General features: G+C 64.2%; 11 protein-coding genes and 1 pseudogene. 6 read left to right on the top strand and 6 right to left on the bottom strand.

What is annotated here, in order from left to right; genetic code table 11:
• Window positions 1-55: 55 nt before the first annotated feature.
• Both AC1DDH_RS13325 and AC1DDH_RS13320 read right to left on the bottom strand, forming a co-directional pair.
• Window positions 56-640, bottom strand: a complete 585-nt coding sequence (locus tag AC1DDH_RS13325; RefSeq protein ID WP_028277661.1) for a histidine phosphatase family protein — start codon at window positions 638-640, stop codon at window positions 56-58.
• Window positions 641-2119, bottom strand: a complete 1479-nt coding sequence (locus AC1DDH_RS13320) for a CCA tRNA nucleotidyltransferase (RefSeq protein WP_223914879.1) — start codon at window positions 2117-2119, stop codon at window positions 641-643.
• A gap of 171 nt (window positions 2120-2290) precedes the next feature.
• Here AC1DDH_RS13320 and AC1DDH_RS13315 point away from each other — a divergent pair, with 171 nt between their 5' ends.
• The 5 genes from AC1DDH_RS13315 to trxA all read left to right on the top strand — a co-directional run bounded on the left by AC1DDH_RS13315 (window position 2291) and on the right by trxA (window position 8290).
• The gene (locus AC1DDH_RS13315) at window positions 2291-2839 is read left to right on the top strand and encodes an NUDIX hydrolase (protein WP_223914878.1); all 549 of its coding nucleotides are present in this window, start codon (window positions 2291-2293) and stop codon (window positions 2837-2839) included.
• A 62-nt stretch (window positions 2840-2901) separates the two neighbouring features.
• Window positions 2902-4965, top strand: a complete 2064-nt coding sequence (gene murJ / locus AC1DDH_RS13310; RefSeq protein ID WP_476859687.1) for a murein biosynthesis integral membrane protein MurJ — start codon at window positions 2902-2904, stop codon at window positions 4963-4965.
• Window positions 4966-5136: 171 nt separating this feature from the next.
• A complete protein-coding gene (locus AC1DDH_RS13305; protein WP_476955595.1) occupies window positions 5137-6672 on the top strand; it encodes an ABC transporter substrate-binding protein in 1536 nt (511 codons plus the stop codon).
• 297 nt (window positions 6673-6969) lie between these two features.
• Window positions 6970-7926 (top strand): thioredoxin-disulfide reductase, encoded by a 957-nt coding sequence (gene trxB, locus AC1DDH_RS13300; protein ID WP_476874142.1) that lies wholly within the window; start codon window positions 6970-6972, stop codon window positions 7924-7926.
• 37 nt (window positions 7927-7963) lie between these two features.
• Window positions 7964-8290, top strand: a complete 327-nt coding sequence (gene trxA / locus AC1DDH_RS13295) for a thioredoxin (protein WP_223914875.1) — start codon at window positions 7964-7966, stop codon at window positions 8288-8290.
• A gap of 4707 nt (window positions 8291-12997) precedes the next feature.
• Here the strand turns inward: trxA and AC1DDH_RS13290 are convergent.
• Window positions 12998-13240 carry a hypothetical protein gene (locus AC1DDH_RS13290; protein WP_476955594.1) on the bottom strand — a complete coding sequence of 81 codons (243 nt, stop codon included), beginning with the start codon at window positions 13238-13240 and terminating at the stop codon, window positions 12998-13000.
• 1528 nt (window positions 13241-14768) lie between these two features.
• On the opposite strand from AC1DDH_RS13290, the pseudogene AC1DDH_RS13285 reads away from it, so the two are divergent.
• A pseudogene (locus AC1DDH_RS13285) lies at window positions 14769-15638 on the top strand (IS110 family transposase); the annotation flags it as partial.
• A gap of 184 nt (window positions 15639-15822) precedes the next feature.
• Here AC1DDH_RS13285 and AC1DDH_RS13280 read toward each other — a convergent pair.
• The 3 genes from AC1DDH_RS13280 to rsmG all read right to left on the bottom strand — a co-directional run bounded on the left by AC1DDH_RS13280 (window position 15823) and on the right by rsmG (window position 18970).
• Complete coding sequence (locus AC1DDH_RS13280) at window positions 15823-17097, bottom strand: ParB/RepB/Spo0J family partition protein (protein WP_476955593.1); 1275 nt, start codon at window positions 17095-17097, stop codon at window positions 15823-15825.
• Between the two features lie 67 nt (window positions 17098-17164).
• Window positions 17165-18232 carry a ParA family protein gene (locus tag AC1DDH_RS13275; protein ID WP_275450894.1) on the bottom strand — a complete coding sequence of 356 codons (1068 nt, stop codon included), beginning with the start codon at window positions 18230-18232 and terminating at the stop codon, window positions 17165-17167.
• An 87-nt stretch (window positions 18233-18319) separates the two neighbouring features.
• Window positions 18320-18970 carry a 16S rRNA (guanine(527)-N(7))-methyltransferase RsmG gene (gene rsmG, locus AC1DDH_RS13270; protein WP_370116794.1) on the bottom strand — a complete coding sequence of 217 codons (651 nt, stop codon included), beginning with the start codon at window positions 18968-18970 and terminating at the stop codon, window positions 18320-18322.
• Window positions 18971-18983 lie beyond the last annotated feature (13 nt).

Below are 18983 nucleotides of genomic sequence, written 5' to 3'. Positions count from 1 at the left end.
GGCAGTTGCCTACCGAATTCATAAACTTTTTTTAACTTTGTTTTAAAAACCGGTTTTAGAGTCCCCAGCGCACGATTGCCGGTGTCTTCTTATCCCATCCCAGTGTGCAGACTTTGGCGGTCCCCAACACGAAATGCCGGCCCTCGCGGGGGTCCAATCCGAGCCACCGGGCGGTCAGGATGCGGGAGAAATGCCCGTGCGCGACGATCAGCACATTGTCCAGGCCCGATTCGAGCACCCGGGCCACGATCTTGTCCGCGCGGGCGGCGACGTCGTCGAGCGCTTCACCATTGGGCACGCCGTGCGTCCAGATCAGGTATTCGGGGTTGTCCTTGCGGATGAGGTCCGAGCTGATGCCCTCGTAGTCGCCGTAGTCCCACTCCACCGCCAGCGGCTCCAACTGGGCGTCGGGGTAGCCGGCGAGTTCGGCGGTCCGGCGGGCGCGGCGCAGGGGTGAGGTCAGTACGAGGTCGAAGTCGACTGTCTCGAGCACCCTGCGCGCCTCCACGGCCTGCTGCTCGCCTTCCACCGTGAGGGGCATGTCCGTGAGACCGGTGTATTGCCCGCTCTTGGACCACTCTGTTTCACCGTGCCGCAGGATCCACAGTTGGGGGCGGGGGCCGTTGGATGGTGCAATCACTTAGGACTCCTCAGTGGTGGAGAGTTCGGCGCCGGCGGGCGCCGCCTCGGGCTGTGCCGCCCACCAGTCCCGCAGGCGGGATTCGGCGACGGCGGGATCGAGCGGGCCGTGCTCCATGCGTTCTTCCAGCAGGAATTTGTAGGCGCGGCCCACCACGGGACCGGGCTTGAGACCAAGCAGCGCCATAATCCGGCCGCCGTCCAGGTCCGGGCGGACGGCGTCGAGGGACTCCTGCTCCCGCAGCGCCGCAATCCTGTCCTCGAGGTCGTCGTAGGCGAAGGACAGCCGGTCCGCCTTGCGCTGGTTCCGGGTGGTGACGTCGGAGCGGGTGAGCCGGTGCAGGCGCTCCAGGAGGGGACCGGCGTCGGTGATGTAGCGGCGGACCGCGGAATCGCTCCAGCCGGCCTCACCGTAGCCGTAAAAGCGCATGTGCAGCTCCACAAGCCTGGCCACGGCCTTGATGGTGTCGTTGTCGAAGCGCAGCGCCTTCATGCGCTTGGCGGTCAGCTTGGCGCCCACCATGTCGTGGTGGCGGAAGCTCACTGCGCCGCCCGGTTCAAAGCGGCGCGTGGCCGGCTTGCCGACGTCGTGCATGAGGGCGGCGAACCGCAACACGAAGTCCGGGCCGGGAACCGGGCCGTCCGCCTTCGACTCCAGCGCTGCTGCCTGTTCCAGGACCTGCAGCGAGTGCTGGTAGACGTCCTTGTGGCGGTGGTGTTCATCGGATTCCAGGCGCAGGGCCGAGACTTCCGGCAGCACCAGGTCCGCGAGTCCGGTATCGACCAGCAGGTCCACGCCGGCCCGCGGCTGCGCGGCGCAGATGAGCTTGATCAGTTCATCGCGCACGCGTTCGGCCGAGATGATGCTGATCCGTTCAGCCATCCGGACCATGGCCTCGCGGACGTCTGCGTGCAGCGACACCCCCAGTTGGGCCGCGAACCTCGCGGCGCGCATCATGCGCAGGGGGTCGTCGGAGAAGGACGTTTCCGGCGGCCCGGGCGTATTGAGGATCGAGGCGTGCAGGTCGCGGACGCCGCCGAAAGGATCGACGAGCTCCAGCATGGGCAGCCGCAGGGCCATGGCATTGATGGTGAAGTCCCGCCGCAACAGGTCATCCGTCAGGGATGTTCCGAAGGCCACTATCGGCTTGCGGGACTCCGGATCGTAGGCGTCGGCCCGGTAGGTGGTGATTTCGATCTGGAAGTCGTCCTTGCGCATCCCGATGGTGCCGAAGGCGCGCCCGATCTCCCAGTAGTTGTCCGCCCATTTCTTGATCAGGGCAACCGTCTGGTCCGGAGTGGCGTCAGTGGTGAAGTCCAGGTCGGGCGAGACCCGGCCAAGAAAAAGGTCACGGACCGGCCCGCCCACGAGGGACAGCTCGTGGCCGGCGTCCACGAAGCGCTGCCCGAGCTCCAGAACCACCGGATCCACCTGGAAAGAAACGGTGTGGGAGTCAGTCTTGTGATGTGCGTGCGCCATAGTTACTTAAGCTTGTCAGAAAACCGCGCCAGCACCACACCGGAACCCGCAAGGATCCGGCGGGTTCGTCACGATTGCGCACGAACCGGCGCGGGCCGACTTTCCCGGCCGTCTACTTTCCGGCCATGTTTAGGTCATCAACAGCGGGCAAGAGTCGTTAGAGTGGACCTCATGGCCCATCCCGTACCGAGCGCTCCCGGCAGGAGGACAAACGCACCGTTGCCGTCGGCAATAGGTGCCAACGTCGCGCCTGTCCAGCACACGGGCCAGGCCTCCCTGCCCACCGTGGAGGAAATCTCCGCCGGCGGCGTCGTGGTGGACATGTCCGACGCCGACCTGCGGGTAGCGATCATCGCGCGCCTTAACCGCGGCGGACGTCTCGAGTGGTGCCTGCCGAAGGGCCACCCGGAAGGCAAGGAAAGCAACGAGGAAGCCGCGGTCCGCGAGATCGCCGAGGAAACCGGGATCGAAGGCAGGATCCTGGCACCGCTGGGGAGCATCGACTACTGGTTCACCGTGAGCGGGCACCGCGTCCACAAGACCGTGCACCACTACCTGTTGCGGGCCACCGGCGGGGAACTCACCATCGAAAACGATCCGGACAAGGAAGCCGTGGACGTCGCATGGGTTCCGATCCAGGAGCTGGCGCGCAAGCTGTCCTTCCCCAACGAACGCCGCATCGCGGATCTGGCCAAAGAAGTCCTGCCGGAAGACCGCTGAAGGCCGCCGGTGCGGCCGGTCACGTCCACGGATAGCGACTAATGCCCCGCGCGGGTGAGACGATGAAGACGATGTCATCAGCCAAACCCGCCCCCGTACCCTCCGGCCCCGCCGATTCCAAAGCTGCCCAATCCGGAGAAGCCCGTTCCAGCGCCGTCATGGCCGCCGGAACCCTCGTTTCGCGTTTCCTGGGCTTCGCCAAGACCTGGATGCTGGCCGCCGCCCTGGGCCTGGGCTCGACGGTCAACGACACTTTCATCAACGCCAACAACCTTCCCAACCTGATCTTCCTGCTGGTGGCCGGCGGGGTGTTCAATGCTGTTCTGGTGCCGCAGATCATCAAAGCCAGCAAGGCGCCGGACAAGGGAGCGGACTACATCAGCCGGCTGCTGACGCTGGCGGTGCTGGTGCTGCTCGTTCTCACGCTGCTGGTCACGCTCCTGGCGCCGTCAGTCATTCAACTGACCACCCAGGGCTACTCGCCGCAGCAGAAGGCCCTCGCGGTGTCGTTCGCGTTCTGGTGCCTTCCGCAGATCTTCTTCTACGGCCTGTACGCCCTGCTGACCCAGGTCCTCAACGCCCACGGGGCCTTTGGACCCGCGATGTGGGCGCCAATCATCAACAACGTCGTGGCGATCGCCGGGCTGGGCATGTTCATCGGCATCATGGGGGCCAACGCCACCAACCCGCACACGATCGACAACTGGGGCCCGTTCCAGACCATCCTCGTCGCCGGGTTCTCCACAATCGGCGTCGTCACCCAGACCGCCGTGCTGCTCATCCCCGTGTTCAGGCTCCGGCTGGGGCTGCGGCCGCGCTTCGGCTGGCGCGGGGTCGGTCTGGGCCATGCCGCGAAGCTGAGCGTCTGGACCCTGGCGACCGCCGCCGTCGGGCAGTTCGCCTTCCTTTACGTCATGCGCATCGCGACGATCCCGGGCGCGGAACGGCTCCGCCTCCAGCAGGCCGGGGATCCCGCGGCAGCCTTCATTCCAGGCAACGCGGTGCTGGAGGTGGCCAGCCAGCTGTACCTGCTGCCGCACTCCATCATTGCCCTGTCCCTGGCCACCGTGCTGTTCAACCGGATGACCCGGGCGTCCCAGGACGGTGACCGGGCCGCCCTGCGAAACGCGCTCTCCCACGGGCTGCGGACCATGGCCGTGGCAACCGTCTTCGGCGCGCTGGCGCTCTTCGCGCTGGCCGGACCGCTGGGCATGTTCTTCTCCGGCAACAATCGCCTGGACGGCGTCATGCTGGCCCAAACCCTCACGATCCTGGCCCTCAGCACCCCGTTCATGAGCGCCAACTTCATGATGTCGCGGGTGTTCTACGCCAATGAGGACGCACGGACGCCGTTCTTCATCCAGCTGGTCCTGGCGCTGGTCAACCTGTCGGCCGCGTTCGCGATCCAGTTCCTGCCGTTCGATCAGATCATCTTCGCCATCGCGATCCTCTACACGGCCGGCAACATCCTTTCCGTGATCGTCAGCGCGACCTTCCTGCGCCGGCTCCTGGGCCACCTCGACGGGCCCCGCATCGCCAGCTCCTACATCCGCATGGGGTATGCGGCCCTGGGTTCCGCCCTCGCCGGAGCTGTGGCGTTGTGGCTGCTGGGCAGCTACAACCCGGACGGCTACGCCTGGAGCGACCGGACCGCCGCCCTGGTGACAATCGTCGTCGTCGGTCCCGTCATGCTGGCCGCCTATTTCCTGCTGCTGAAGCTCTTCCGGGTCACCGAGCTGCAGGACCTCCTGCAGCCGCTGCTTGGGCGGCTCCGGCGCAGCACCGCCGCAGGGCCCGGCACGGGGCCGCAGGCAGACGGCGCGGCGGAGGTCCGGAGGGCACCGGAGCGGGCCACCGTCTCGGTGGATACGGGCCTGATTCCGCGAATTTCCGGCGAGTTCGACGCCGAGTCGTTCCGTGCCGGTCCCGACATTCGGGAAGAGGACTCGTTCCCTTACGGCCGTCCCGCTGGCCCGGAGGGCGGTTACCTGCCGGCAGAAGACCTCCCCAGCACCGCGCAGGGCGGCTTGGGCAAGGGCGATGTTCCCCTGCCGGGCCGCCGCACCTACCAGGGGCCGGCCGGCCACAACCCCTACTTCCCGTTTGGCGGGAAAAAGAAAAAATGATCCCGGCTCCGTTTCGAACTGCCGTGCTCACGCGGCCTGGACAGAGCATCGGCTAGGATCGAAGACTAACAAGGGAAGTTGCGGACCAGCGGTCAACCGGCTTACCGGAGGGCACACGGTCGCTCTCGGAGTGACCACGTCGGCAGGTCCCGGACAGTCTAGGAGGAGCCCGTGTCCCACCCGATCGATGTCGGATCAGTACTCGGTGGCCGCTACAAGGTCACTGCCACCGTACTGACCTCACATGACCAGGATCTGGTGCTGGACGGTGTGGACCAGGTGCTCAACCGCCCCGTGAGCATACTCGTCGCAGGCCCGGGCAACGCCGACCAGGTGGCCCAGAGCGCCCGTGAAGTGGCCACGGGCGAACGTCCCGGCAACGTGCAGATCCTCGATCTTGGCGTCAGCGACGCCACCACGTACCTGATCACCAACCACACCTCGGCCGCGGATCTGCTGGATCTTGTGGTCTCTTCCAACCCGCCGTACGTCGAACCCTTCTTCACGGACACGCTGGGCAGCGAGATCTTTGGGCAGGCCCGCTCCCACGAACCCGAAACCTACGACGGGCTTTACGACGACGAGGAAGTCGACGCCGGGTACATCAACTATGGCCAGGCCCAGGGCACAAACGCACAGCCGCCGGCTTCTCCGGCACCGCCCCCCGCGGGAGTACCGTCGCGGCCCGCTTCCGCTCCTGCTGCCGCGGCAGCAGCCGCGGCGGCCGCCAGGGCACCCACAACCGCACCGCAGGAGACGGCGGCGCATTCAACGGCGCCGCAGCCCGTCCAGAACGGCTCGCCCCGCCAGGCCGAACCGGCAGCGCAGCAGCCGGCAACCGCCGCGGCACCAAAAGTTTCCTTGTGGTCCGACGACGACTACACCGGTGACGATCACCGCGGCGGAGAGCACCACGGCGGCGCAGCCGCGGCTGCCGGAGTGGCTGCTGCCGGCTTCGACTCGGCGGATCGGGCTCCGGGCAACTTCCCCGCCTCCGCCCGTGCCGCCGTCGACCAGGATGAGGACGAGTACGAGAACGAAGACGAGGACGAGCCCAACCGGGAGCCGCGTTCCATGCGCTGGCTGGTGGGCGGGCTCCTGGCTGCCGTGCTGGTGGTCGGCCTGATCTTCGCGGTCACCAACCTTGGCAGCCTCTTCAAGAGCAGCCCGCAGACCAACGCCGCAACCTCCGCCTCCTCCAGCGCACCGGAACCGTCCACCGCGCAGCCGTCGTCGACCGCCACCGAGGCGCCGGCGGCCGGACCGCCCGTCATCGAAGACGTGACGCGACTCGGCAACTTCGATTTCGCCGGAAATTACGACTCCGACCTCGTCAAGACTTTTGACGGCAACGGCGCGAGCTTCTGGTCAGACATGGAATTCGCGACGGACGACTGGGGCGGACTCGCCTCCGAAGTTCCGCTCGTGGTCAAGCTGAAGGACCCTTCCAAGGTCTCTTCCGTCACTCTGAGCCAGTTGGGGGCCTCCGGTGGCAACATCAGCGTCTTCACCAATGACAAGCCGACCCTGGACGGTGCAAAGCAGATTGGCAGCAACAGCTTTACGTCACCGGACCTGACCATGCCGCTGTCTGAACCCGTCACGGCGCAGTACGTGATCGTGTCCATCAAGAAGCTTCCGAAGCTGGCCGCACCCAAGACCCGCTATGGGTACGGCCTGCGCTTGGCCGAAATCAAAGTCCAGTAACGGCCCTGCGCGGCTGCCGCTGCGCCCAAAGGCGGCGGCTGCGCTGTAAGGCTGCGGCTGCGCTCTAAGACTGCCGCTGCGCCCTAAGGCGGCTGTCGTGCAGCGGAGGCCTTGCCCGCCGGTTGGCCGGTAATCCGGGGCCGTCTCCGGCCCCGACCCCGGCAAACCGGTACCCTGAGTAGTGGTGTTGCTCCGTGACGCCCATTTCGGCCGGAATATTCAATGCCCGGCAATAGTTGTGCCATGTGGCCGGCCATCGCGGCGGGCGCATCGACAAAGGAAGAGGTTCACCGTTCAGTGAGCAACGCAGAAAACACTGCCTCCGAAGTACGTGATGTCATCATCGTCGGCTCCGGCCCGGCGGGCTACACCGCAGCGGTGTACACGGCGCGCGCGAACCTGAAGCCGCTGCTCCTGGCAGGCTCGGTTACGGCCGGCGGCGAACTGATGAACACTACGGACGTGGAGAACTACCCAGGATTCCCCGACGGCATCATGGGCCCGGACCTGATGGAGAACTTCGAGAAGCAGGCTGCCCGTTTCGGCACGGAGATCCAGTTTGAGGACGTCACCGATTTGGACCTCGACGGCGACGTCAAGACCGTCACCATCGGCACGGGGGAGACCTTCAAGGCCCGTTCCATCATTCTTTCCACCGGTTCGGCCTACCGCGAGCTCGGCTTGCCGAACGAGAAGAGGCTTTCGGGCCACGGTGTGAGCTGGTGTGCAACCTGCGACGGTTTCTTCTTCAAGGATCAAGACATTGCCGTCATTGGCGGCGGCGACTCCGCCATGGAAGAGGCCCTGTTCCTCACCAAGTTCGCCAAGTCCGTCACGGTGGTCCACCGCCGCGATGCCCTCCGCGCTTCAAAGATCATGGCTGACCGCGCCTTGGCCCACGAGAAGATCAACTTTGTGTGGAACACCGGTGTGGAAGACGTGGTGGGACAGGACAAAGTCACCGCATTGCGGTTGAAGAACCTGGTGGACGGCACGGAATCCGAACTGGCCGTAACCGGAGTATTCGTGGCAATCGGCAACGATCCCCGCACCGATCTGGTCAAGGGCAAACTCGAGCTGACCGCAGAGGGAACCATCGCCGTGGACGGCCGCACCTCGAAGACCAGCGTCCAGGGCGTCTTCGCTGCCGGCGACGTCATTGATCCGACCTACCGCCAGGCCATCACGGCCTCCGGTTCCGGGTGCGTGGCCGCCCTCGACGTCGAGCACTACCTCGCAGATTTCCACGCCTAACCGGCGCGCAGCAACCAACGGAAGAGAGACAAAGGTTATGAGCAACGCAAAAGACGTAACGGACGCCAGCTTCAGCACTGATGTACTGGCCTCCGAAAAGCCCGTCATTGTCGATTTCTGGGCCGAATGGTGCGGCCCCTGCCGCAAGCTCGGTCCGATTCTTGACGAGATTTCGGTCGAGTACGGCGAGAAGGTTGATGTGGTCAAGGTGAACGTTGACGACAACCCGGCCATCGCTGCCGAGTACGGCATCACCTCCATCCCTGCCGTGTACCTGTTCCAGGGCGGCGAGGTCAAGGGCACCGTAATCGGCGCCCGGCCCAAGCAGTTCTTCGAGAAGGAATTTGCGGACGTCCTGTCCTAGGCTGACCGAAAGTGGCCCCCGCTTCTGGCGGGGGCCACTTTTTTGTTGTGCTTCACGGCCCACGATCGGGGAGTAGGACTAGGCGGACAGCCCCTAGATCTGCCATAACCGTTACTGCAACCTTGGGTGGCTGTCTATCGGAGTGGTTTTTTGTTCTGCTGGCTGAGAATTCCCCTGGCCGCCGCCGGCTTGTGAAATGGGGTATCCCTCGGCCGGCGAACTGCTATTCGTGCTGAGAGTCACGTAGGGTTTTTGGCCGTTGCTTAGGGGACAGCACCCTCTTGTTTCACGTGAAACATAATGACCGCTGCACCCCCACTTATCAGTTCGGTGCGCGATGTGAACCTGTGCGTAGACACAGCGGGTTCCCATTAGGACATCACAGCCGATTTACGTTGTCTGCGTGTATGCCGAGGGCTGGTTGCCAAAATTCCACCGAAGCACCATGCGCCATGTCGCGTAATGGACGTGTTTCACGTGAAACATCCAACTTCCTTAGGGTCATGAAGTTTGGGACGGCTTTCGGATGAGTCCGGACTCGAAATGCACTCCATACACTCATGGCCCGCCGCGGGGGAGTCGAGGGTGGAGGTCCCACTTGTACCAGGTTCGTGGTTGTCTGACGGGTAGGCTTCTGCCGAAACTGCCGTTAAGGCGGCGCCGCACTCCGCTGCCGCCCCGAGTTCGGGCAGGGTCGGGGCCCTCCTGCCAGCGCAACACGCCATGACTGCTCCTGCACGTCCGCCACGGGTCCGGGGAGAGTTGGGGGCCACCCTGGTCCGCGGCAAAATAGTAGACCAGTCGGCGGGTGGCCAGGACTGCGATCGACTGTCTCTAACACACACATTCGTCCACGTTTTCCAAGAACGGCGATCAATGCTGGCAAGTCACTAGCGGTCCTAGCCACCGGCCGCCCGGTTCGGACCCTGTTTCACGTGAAACAGGTGTGTACGTCGCAGCTGCCGAATTGTCCGGCCCACCTCCAGGCTCCCCATGTTTCACGTGAAACGGGTGTGCACGTCGCGAGAGTGCCGACTACTTCCGCCCACCTCCGCCGCGCCGATGTTTCACGTGAAACACCCATAGTCGCAATCCATAAATCGCAACTTGGCGCGAAGTGATAGTTGACTCTTCGATAAGCCGCCGCGGTTACCGACTCAGCCCGCCCATTTCCGCAGGAATAGAGGTCGGTGGGACGCAAAGATTCGCTTGATGGTCTGTGCGTCCCAGCTGGAAAGGCGCGGCCCAACCTTGGCTGAGCGGCCCCCGGGGACGTTGGCCCGCGCCCGTGAACGACATCGTTCCCCGCCCTAACGCTCGCTCCAGCACCGCCGGCTCCGACCCAAATTCCGCACAACAGACCGGATTTCGCACGGTTCACCGGATCCGATCCCGTCCCAACATCTCCAGACCTCCTGGTTTCACGTGAAACATGTCAGCGGACCAGAAATAGTCGGCGGCGAAGCAGACCCAGATTCCCGTCCGTAGCCACCGACGGGGGAACGGCCGCCAGCCTTCAGGCCTCTGTGACCCGCCGTGTGTGGGGACAGGCGAACGTGGGTGCCTTTGCAGCGGCGTGCAGTGCGCCCCGGAACCGGCGAGGGAACCTGCCTGCGCTCAGCCGCCGGAGCTTGGGGCAGAGTGTTCATGGGCGTTCTCGGCCGCCCGCCTACGACCATGGGCCTATGTTGTCTGATTTGAAAGCGAACCGATGATCAATTTCGGATCGCTGCGGCAGTCAGTCATCGAATGAACACGCCCCGTCGCCGTTACGGCCGGCGCAGTTCCCGCACCCTGCGCGGCGTGGGACGCACGGAACCGGTCCTGCATTCCATAGGGCACCCTACCAAACACAGGGCCCGGCCCTGAGGCGATTCATACGGTTAGGTCCGACACTTTGTCCAATCCATGGCTCGTCCCGACAATTGGACCGTCGCAGCCTCCGGTCCGCGTCCTACGCCCCTGTACGAGTCGCTGCTCCGCTTCACCAAGGTTCCTGTCCAGGCCCACTCCGGCGGCGGTCAAGGTCAATCGTGCAGTGCCTGTTCAGAGTTCGTGGGCTGATCGGTTCATCAATCACCATCACCGTTCAGCCCGCGGCATGATCTTGTCCTCGCTGATCAATGCCCACTGTCTGCGCCCAGGCCCGGTTCGGTCTCAGGCTCCACTCAAGCTGCATTGGGCTCGCCCAGACTCCTGTGCCGTTAGCGGCTGGTCGCCCCATTTTGCTCTAGAGGGGACCGGATTGGGCCGGCTCTTGTGTCCCCGGGTAGGGTCCATTCGGCATTCGCGGGACAAGAAGATCGCACGCCTGCTCTCATGAAGTCTTGTTCTCATGAAGGTTGGTGTCTGTGCCCTGACAGCCGCGGCGCAGGAGGTTCGATTCCATGGCGGCAAGACCAAGGACACGCAGGTCCAGCCGCGAAGCTGCCCCCGCCCCGGCAGGCACCGCAACCGTCGCTGCCCGCTATGGATGTCCTTCGAGCCCTCGGCGTCTGTCCGCAATTCCCCACTCTCATAGTGACCGGTGCAGGCCTTCCGACCGTCAATCCACGAGCCATCACGACCGCCGACCTGGGTACCAAGCGGAGGTCGGCGGTGGCCGACACCCAAGCATTTCCGGTCTGTCCAGCGGCTATAGGATCCGGAGCTCATTCGTTATCCACCAGTTTCTCCACAGAAGTTATTCACACAGTTATCCACAGGTGCTGAGAGATTATTCACATGCCCTTCCTGGTGAGCGGCCGAGCGCGGTCGCCCCTCCGGCACCGGTCCTCTGACCAGCCACCCGCCGTGCCGGGGATAGGTCCTGGACCCCAATGAGGAACTTCGGCTCGCAATCAGGTCTTCGAGCGTATATCCCTGAAAAATTAACCGTAGAACGTCGATTTAGTACATCTTCGCGGATGCTTCGACCATCGTCGCTGCACACCATAATCATGTTTCACGTGAAACGGACAGTGGGCCCTCAAACGAGGTTCGGGGCAGTTGTCACGGCAGCAGCTCGTACAAGAATCTGGCGTCCCTAGCGGGCTGCCGTCAGTCACTAATCCACAAAGTTATCCACAGCAATATCCACCGCCCTATCCAGCGCGCCATCGACCGGCCGCTGGCTAATACTCGGGCCGGGAGCGGCCCGCGAACCTCGCTTGGATGCAGCTTTGACCTGCGGTGAAGTACCCTCCGGACTTGTCATCCCAGGGCGGCCGGGAGCCGCAAATCCAGGTGGGTCGAACCAAAACCCGTCGAGCGCCGGGACCGCCGACGTGTCATTGCATCGCCCGTCGCGCCGGCCGAAGCCAGCTTGTTCCACAGCGCAAGGCGGACTTCAAGAAGACCAGGGGAGCGGAGTCACTGTCCCAAGGAACTCTCCCGTCCCACGTCCAGGGGATCGTCTTGCCGGGCCAAGATGCGACGACGGCACCCGCTGAATCGATGGGCTTTGCCGGGCAGCTCACATGCTCTGAGCTCGGAGACCTTGGCGGGCCTCACGCCCTCGCTGGGTCTGTCCGGTCGATCATCTTTCCACTCCGGTCCTCGCGGACCCGCCGTGTCCGTTGGCCGATGCCAACACGAAGAGGCTCGTCGACAGTGTGTTTGCCATGCGTTGTTGCATTGAGACGGCCCTGGACTTGTCCTGACTGATGCATTGCCTGTCGACCCGGGGATTCGGATGAGGGAGGCACCGGACTGCAAAAGCGGTCGGGTCGGTCGAGCCCGCACAGTTGACACGCGCAAGCACGAGTCCCGAACCCAATCAGATTGGTCCGGATGCAGACCTTCCTTCTTTGCGGTTTGAATCCCTCCGGTTGCCGCACCAACTTACGGATCCGGTGCGATCAGCGGATTGGATCCTGCAGGCGACTGCGCCCTGGTGCCCGGGGCGACGAACCTTACCGCCCGAAACACACTGGTCCGGGGGAGCGGACCCGGCGCTGGTAGCCGTGTAGTTGGAACATGCAGCAGCTCGGCTGCTTCCCTATAATGGCGGCTGGATGCCCACACAAGAGCCATCCCGACAGTTCCAGCCAGGCCGAATCCACAGGAAGGCGTGGTCGGCGTCTGGGATCATTCGGCACGACCCCGGCCCTACTTCACATGGCCTCCGCTTCCCTTCTCGCGGGTGCGTCGCGCGGCCTGAGCTCCTGCCGGAAGACTCCTTCCAACACTCTGCAGCAGGATCAGCCGGTGTGCAGCAGTACAGGATCTGCACTGCACTCTCATCAAGCGGGTACTGGCAAGCCGGCAGGTGCGTCAGCAGCGGCACAGTGTGGGGGCCCGCGAGGCGTCCGGTGTGCTGTTCCGGATGAGGGAAGCCGTGTCCGGAGTGCCGGAATAGACCCCCAGGGCCATCTCGGCTATTGGATAAGGCGTCGGGCTCACCGGAGGAAGCTGAAAAGTTCGGCAGGAACAGCACGCCCGCCGGGGCCCCAAGGAGATCAGGCATGCCGGCATGGCGCATGGTTACAGCTGGATGCGGCGACGGGACTGCAGCAGAACGTTGGCGGTCATGGCACCCGGCTACCTGGGTGGGGAGGATGCGTGTCAGGGCCCCGGTTCCCTTGCCCGGGTCCCGGCAAACTGACAGGCACAATCATGTACCGAATGCGGAATCGGGGACGTCGGTGCAAGCCGGCGAAAGGGGTGAGCGGCAAGTTAGCGGGGGAGTCGAAGGACGCAGACATCCGCAAAGCGAGGCAGTTCCGGTCAGCTTTCGCGATCAGACTCCCACAAGAGGTCTTCAACAATGCGATCGAGACTACATGCTTCCTGTGGCGCCGACGCCAGATCACCGACCGCATCACGGCCCGCGTCCGTTCCCGCGCCAAGGTCGGCGTCCAGGTCTGCGCCGTCGACTTTGTCCCGATCTTCGTCCACGCCCACATCGAGACCTCTGTTGAGGTTCGCTTTTCGAGGCGCGTGTCCGGCGCCAATTTCTACCGTAACCACCGGAACGTTCCTACAAAGCCATGGCCCGAACCCGACGAAGCAGCAAGCAGACCAACCTGCCGGCCCGCGCGCGAACCCACGGTTCAACCCACTTCAATTTTCGTTCACGGAAGCTGCCCCACGACCCGTGATCGTAAGCAGCGAGAGGGTGCCGCCGGCCTCCGCCAGGACCGGACAGTGCCGTATTAGAGCATCCCGAGGCGTGCAAGGCTTCAGATGCCCTGCAGCTTGCTTAGCCTTCGTTCAGCCAACCACGCGGGCATACAACGCAGTAGCGGCGCCATATGACGCTTTCAGAGGCGCCCAGGAGCAGGTGATCCCGCAGCGACTGGGAACGGTACAACAGTCGCTCCGAGGTTCGCCTGTGGCTGCGGCGATCTTGCTCCGCCGCCAAGCAGCAGCCGCGCCGTAGTGAGCCGCTTCTCCTGCTTCGCAACGACATGGACCAATGTGGTCGCATGGCGCACCCGCGGCCGGCCCGGCCGACAGGCAAAGGTGGGCCATAGCTGTGGGTCGATTTCTTGCAAGGGGAAGCCGAACCGTCATGACGCAGACGGTGGACCCTTGGTCAAACGACTGGTCGGCACCCCAGTCCACCGGCATTGCGATGACCTCCTACGGCGCAATGGCCGAGCCAGATCGCCAATCCGCAGGCGGACTTGCACGGACGGGGATTTAGTCCAGCTGCCGGATTGACGACTGCGCAGCGGTCTCCAAACGCTGGCCGGATTCATCTGCCCTTATGTCTCCTCGCATAGGTGCCCAGCCTGCCTGGCGTTCGATGGGGCAAGGCGCAGATTCGCGGCCCCGTTTCACGTGAAACATTGACGGACCACTCCAGCCCAACTGGTCAGTGAGCTCTGGAAGGCGGCGAAGATGGCTGTTGCTGACTAGCGCGATCGCAGCGGCACCGGCAGAGAGGGGGCCTTTCCGCAACAACGAGAACCGTGCAGCTGCCATTTGTGCTCGGTGTGGCCGTTCCATGCGATCAGAAGCTCCACCCACGGAACGCAACAGAGTGGACGGTACGGCCACCGGAAACGCATCGGACTCCACGCTCAGGAAGCTCCGCCCCAGTCAGGGACACCCGCCTGCCCAGCACCAGCCCGTCGTTCCGCACGTGTCCCTCGGTCTCGCCCAAGCAGGGCCGGCGATGCTGGCGATTTCCACAGAAAGACCACGGCACTGCGTCGGTCCCACTCCCACGGCCGCAACCCGCGAGAGCCCGGGCCAGGACGGAAGCGAGAGAGCCGCCGGAACTAGTCGGCGCCACCGGTGCCGCCCCGTTACCTTTTTCGTAGCCCGTTCCTGTTGCAGGATGAGGGTGTGCTGGCCTGCCAACCCCGGCATGATTGCCGCCCCCAGTCGTCAATGCTCCGGGGGGTGTTGTCACCGGGGTCCGGTAGGTGCCGGAGAGACCGCTAATAGAGGCAGGACAGTTTGGGATCGTCGTGCGTAACGTGGATACGGGCTCTGACACCGCGGACAGTCCAGCACAGGTATCAGCTGCTGTGACGGGGAGGTACAGGTGATCGGAAACCGCGAAAGCATTGATGTCTTCATCGGCCTGGACGTCGGCAAGGGCGAGCACCACGCCGTTGCAGTGGACCGGACGGGGATGAAGCTCTTCGACAAGGCTTTGCCCAACGACGAGGCCCGGCTCCGCGAAATACTGACTTCTCTGGGCAGGCACGGCCGCATTCTGCTGGTCGTTGACCAGCCCGCGACGATCGGTGCACTCCCCGTCGCGGTTGCCCAGGCCGCCCGTGTCACCGTCGGATATCTGCCCGGGCTGGCGATGCGCCGGATCGCGGACCTGCACCCGGGCGAAGCGAAAACCGACGCCCGGGACGCGTTCATCATCGCCGAAGCGGCCCGGACCATGCCCCACACACTGCGCTCCATCCAGATCGCCGATGAACAGCTCGCCGAACTGACCATGCTCTGCGGCTTCGACGACGACTTGGCAATACAGGCCACGCAACATCGAACAGGATCCGAGGCCTGCTGACCCAGATCCACCCCTGCCCTGGAGCGTGTCCTTGGCCCGCGCCTGGACCACCCGGCAGTGTTGGACCTGCTGCGGGCCTGGCCAACCCCAGAAGCCTTGCGCCATGCAGGTCGGCGCAGGATCGGAAACCGGCTAAAAAAGCGTGCACCCCGGATGGGCGAACGCCTTGCCGGCGAAATCATCGACGCACTCGGCCAGCAAACAGTCACTGTCGTGGGGACGAACGCGGCCACGATCGTGCTGCCCCAACTGGCCCGGATGCTCGCCGACATCCGCGAGTCCCGGGACACCGTCTTCACCCGGGTCGAGGCCCTCGCCCTCGCCCGCCGCCGTTGCGACACCCTCTACGCCATGTTGCGCGACGGCACTCTCTACGAACCACGGCTAAACCCCAGCGGCTTGACGAAAACCATAGAGGCACCCCCCGCAACTCTCCGGCAGTGGGCGAACACGGCAGCGCCGAACTCGGCACCACCGAATTCGCCGGCACCGGCAGCATCGGTAGAGACAAAGAAGGGAGGGTCTGTTTCACGTGAAACAGACCCTCCCGGAGGACTCAGCGAGTCGCGACCTAGCTGGGAGCTCCCGGCGTGAGGACGTCCATGATGCGGTTCAGGTCGTCGACGCTGGCGAACTCAATGCTGACACGCCCCTTGCGGGCACCAAGCGAAATCTTGACATTAGTATCAAGGCGGTCAGACAGCGACGACGCCAGGTAATCCAGTCGTTCGTGGCGGGCTCCGGCCCGCGGGATGTTGTTCTTGGCCGGCGAGGCGGGGCTCTGATACAGGGTCACAGCTTCTTCGGTCGCCCGGACCGACATGCCTTCTGAAACAATCTTCTGCGCCAGGCGTTCCATGGCCGCGGCGTCAGGAAGTGCCAGGAGTGCGCGGGCGTGCCCTGCGGAGATGACATTTGCCGCAACCCGGCGCTGCACCAGCGGGGGCAGCTTCAGCAGGCGCAGGGTGTTGGAAACCTGGGGCCGCGAACGTCCGATCCGGTCCGCCAGCTGCTCGTGCGTGGTGCCGAAGTCCTCGAGTAGCTGCTGGTAGGCCGCCGCCTCTTCGAGCGGATTCAGCTGGCTGCGATGCAGGTTCTCCAGCAGCGCGTCGCGAAGCAGGTCGTCATCGGTGGTGTCACGGACAATCGCGGGGATAGTTTCCAGGCCTGCGGCCTGTACTGCACGCCACCGTCGCTCACCCATGACGAGCTCATAGGGTTCGCCACCCTCTTCGGTTGAGGTACGGACCACAATTGGCTGGAGGACGCCAATTTCCCGCACAGAGTGCACCAGCTCCGCCATGTCATCCTCATCGAAGACCGAGCGGGGCTGCTTGCGGTTGGGATGGATGTCCGTGACCGGGATTTCGGCAAATCTGACGCCGGGCACCTCTACGAGGTCAACAGTTCCCTCGTCACCGTGCTCGGGCGTGGAGTCAAACGTCAGCTGTTCGCCGGCGTCGGATGCGGCCGCCTTGGCAGCAGCGGTCGCCGGCTTGGAGGCAGCCGACTTTCGGGCGGGGGTTTTCTTGGTCACGGCGGCGCCAGCTGCGTCGGCTTTGTCGGCAGCAACGTCGGCTCCGGCAGCAGCGCTGGTTGCTTCAGTGGTGTCAACCGTGAGATCAGCGGAATCGTCGGCCTGGACAGGTGTGGACTCCGGCTCCTTGGCCAGCGCGGCCTTGGTGTCCGCGAGCGTCTCGGCGTCGGAGGTCTTTTTTCGGGCTTCAGGGAAGAAGAGGTCCACGGGCCGGGATGGGGCAGCACCGCTTCCGGAGGCGTTAGCCGCGGCGGAACTTGGAATGAGTGCGCCAAGTCCACGGCCGAGGCCGCGTCGCTTATCGCTCATGGATAAATCCCTCCAGTGGAAGAGCCGGGATTCACCTGGCTCTGGTTAGTGCAATTCTTGAAAGATTCTAACGTTCCGCGATTTCCGCGGCGGCTTCCAGGTAGGACAGGGCACCGCTGGAAGAAGGATCATACGTCATGACAGTTTGCTGGTAGCTCGGCGCCTCGGAAATACGGACCGACCTCGGCACCACAGCGCCGAGCACCTGCTTCGGGAAGTGTTCCCGGACCTCGGCTGCCACCTGGGCGGCGAGGTTGGTGCGGCCGTCATACATGGTCAGCAGAATAGTGGAAACAACCAGATCAGCGTTCAGGTGCTTCTGGATCATCTCGATGTTCTTCAGGAGCTGGCTGAGGCCTTCGAGGGCGTAGTACTCGCACTGGATCGGGATGAGGACTTCGCCGGCCGCACAGAACGCATTGACCGTCAGGAGCCCGAGGCTCGGCGGGCAGTCGATGAAGATGTAGTCCAGCCGCTCCTCGCCATTCTTGGCGCGCTCCTTGGAGTACACATCGATTGCGCGGCGCAGCCGCTGCTCGCGGGCCACCAGGCTGACGAGTTCAATTTCGGCACCGGCAAGGTGGATGGTGGCGGGCGCACAGATCAGGTTGTCGATGTCGGGGCACGGGGCCACGACGTCCTTCAGCGGGACATCATTGATCAGCACATCGTAGATGCTGTCGACATCGGCGTGGTGCTCGATTCCCAGGGCGGTGGAGGCGTTGCCCTGCGGATCGATGTCGATGACGAGCACGTTCAGGCCAGCGGCCGCCAGCGCGGCGGCGATGTTCACGGTCGTCGTGGTCTTGCCGACGCCGCCCTTCTGGTTGGAAACGGTGAAGATCCGGGTTTTCTCCGGTTTGGGGAGCTGCCGGCCGAGCAACCGCTCGCGGCGCTTGTTTTCGTGTGCGAGTTCGCGGGCGATGGGACTGGAATCGTCGATGGAATCCAGCACGTTCCCCGTGTGCGGAAGGGATGTTTCACGTGAAACACCGGCCATCCCGGTCGTCTTCGCAACCGAAGCCGTGTGATTTCCGGAGTAGTCAAAAGCTACTGCAGGAGCCGTAAACGCCCGTGCGGACCCCAGGGACACAAACGGCGGGATCCGTTGTGTGGAGGCTTCGCTACTGCTCACTATGACACGCTCACTCTCATTCGGCTCTTACTGCCGGTTACTAGCCTAACCTCTTCCCCTCAGACTCCCCGGGCACCGGGGCCGGTGCTAGGTAATCTTTTGAGGCTTGTTCACTACGATTCGCACAACGGTGGTGGGTTCCTCAAGCAGGTCTTCACCCACCACCACCACGGACGTCTGAATGCCGCCCAGTTTGCGGATAACCTTGGCGGCCTTTTCGATTTCCTCGCCGGCGCTGCGTCCCTTGATGGCGACGACTTCTCCCTTGCCGGCCAGGAGCGGAATGGTCAGCCCGGCGAGATTGGACAGCGCGGATACGGCGCGGGCAGTCACGACGTCGGCGTTCACGAGTCCCACTGCGAGTTCCGCGCGGGTGCGCATGATCGTGACGTTCTGGAGGCCAAGATCATCCACCACCTCCTGGAGCCAGATGACGCGGCGCTCCAGTGGTTCGATCAGCGTTAGTTCCAGATCCGGCCGCGCAATGGCCAGGCACAGGCCAGGCAGGCCGGCGCCGCTGCCGACGTCGGCGACATGGCTTCCGTGGGCAATCTGGCTCTCAATGACGGCGCAGTTAAGCACGTGCCGGCTCCAAAGCCGCGGCACCTCACGGGGCCCGATCAGGCCCCGCTCGGTCCCGGACGTCGCCAGGTGCTCGACGTAGCGTTTCGCCAGTTCCAGGCGGTCGCCGAAGATGGACTCTGCTGCCTTGAGTTCCGGGGCGGTAATTTCAACCATCAAGCTAGTCAAC

The organism is Arthrobacter sp. 10T425, from assembly GCF_056393985.1.
The sequence above is the reverse complement of the archived record's forward strand: the minus strand, read 5'-3'. Positions and strand labels throughout refer to the sequence as shown.

What these genes read in the sequence shown, in the direction of transcription:
- AC1DDH_RS13280 (WP_476955593.1), bottom strand. Translation starts at nt 17,097, where the DNA reads ATGAGCGATAAGCGACGCGGCCTCGGCCGTGGACTTGGCGCACTCATT.
- murJ (WP_476859687.1), top strand. Translation starts at nt 2,902, where the DNA reads ATGAAGACGATGTCATCAGCCAAACCCGCCCCCGTACCCTCCGGCCCC.
- rsmG (WP_370116794.1), bottom strand. Translation starts at nt 18,970, where the DNA reads ATGGTTGAAATTACCGCCCCGGAACTCAAGGCAGCAGAGTCCATCTTC.
- trxA (WP_223914875.1), top strand. Translation starts at nt 7,964, where the DNA reads ATGAGCAACGCAAAAGACGTAACGGACGCCAGCTTCAGCACTGATGTA.
- AC1DDH_RS13320 (WP_223914879.1), bottom strand. Translation starts at nt 2,119, where the DNA reads ATGGCGCACGCACATCACAAGACTGACTCCCACACCGTTTCTTTCCAG.
- AC1DDH_RS13315 (WP_223914878.1), top strand. Translation starts at nt 2,291, where the DNA reads ATGGCCCATCCCGTACCGAGCGCTCCCGGCAGGAGGACAAACGCACCG.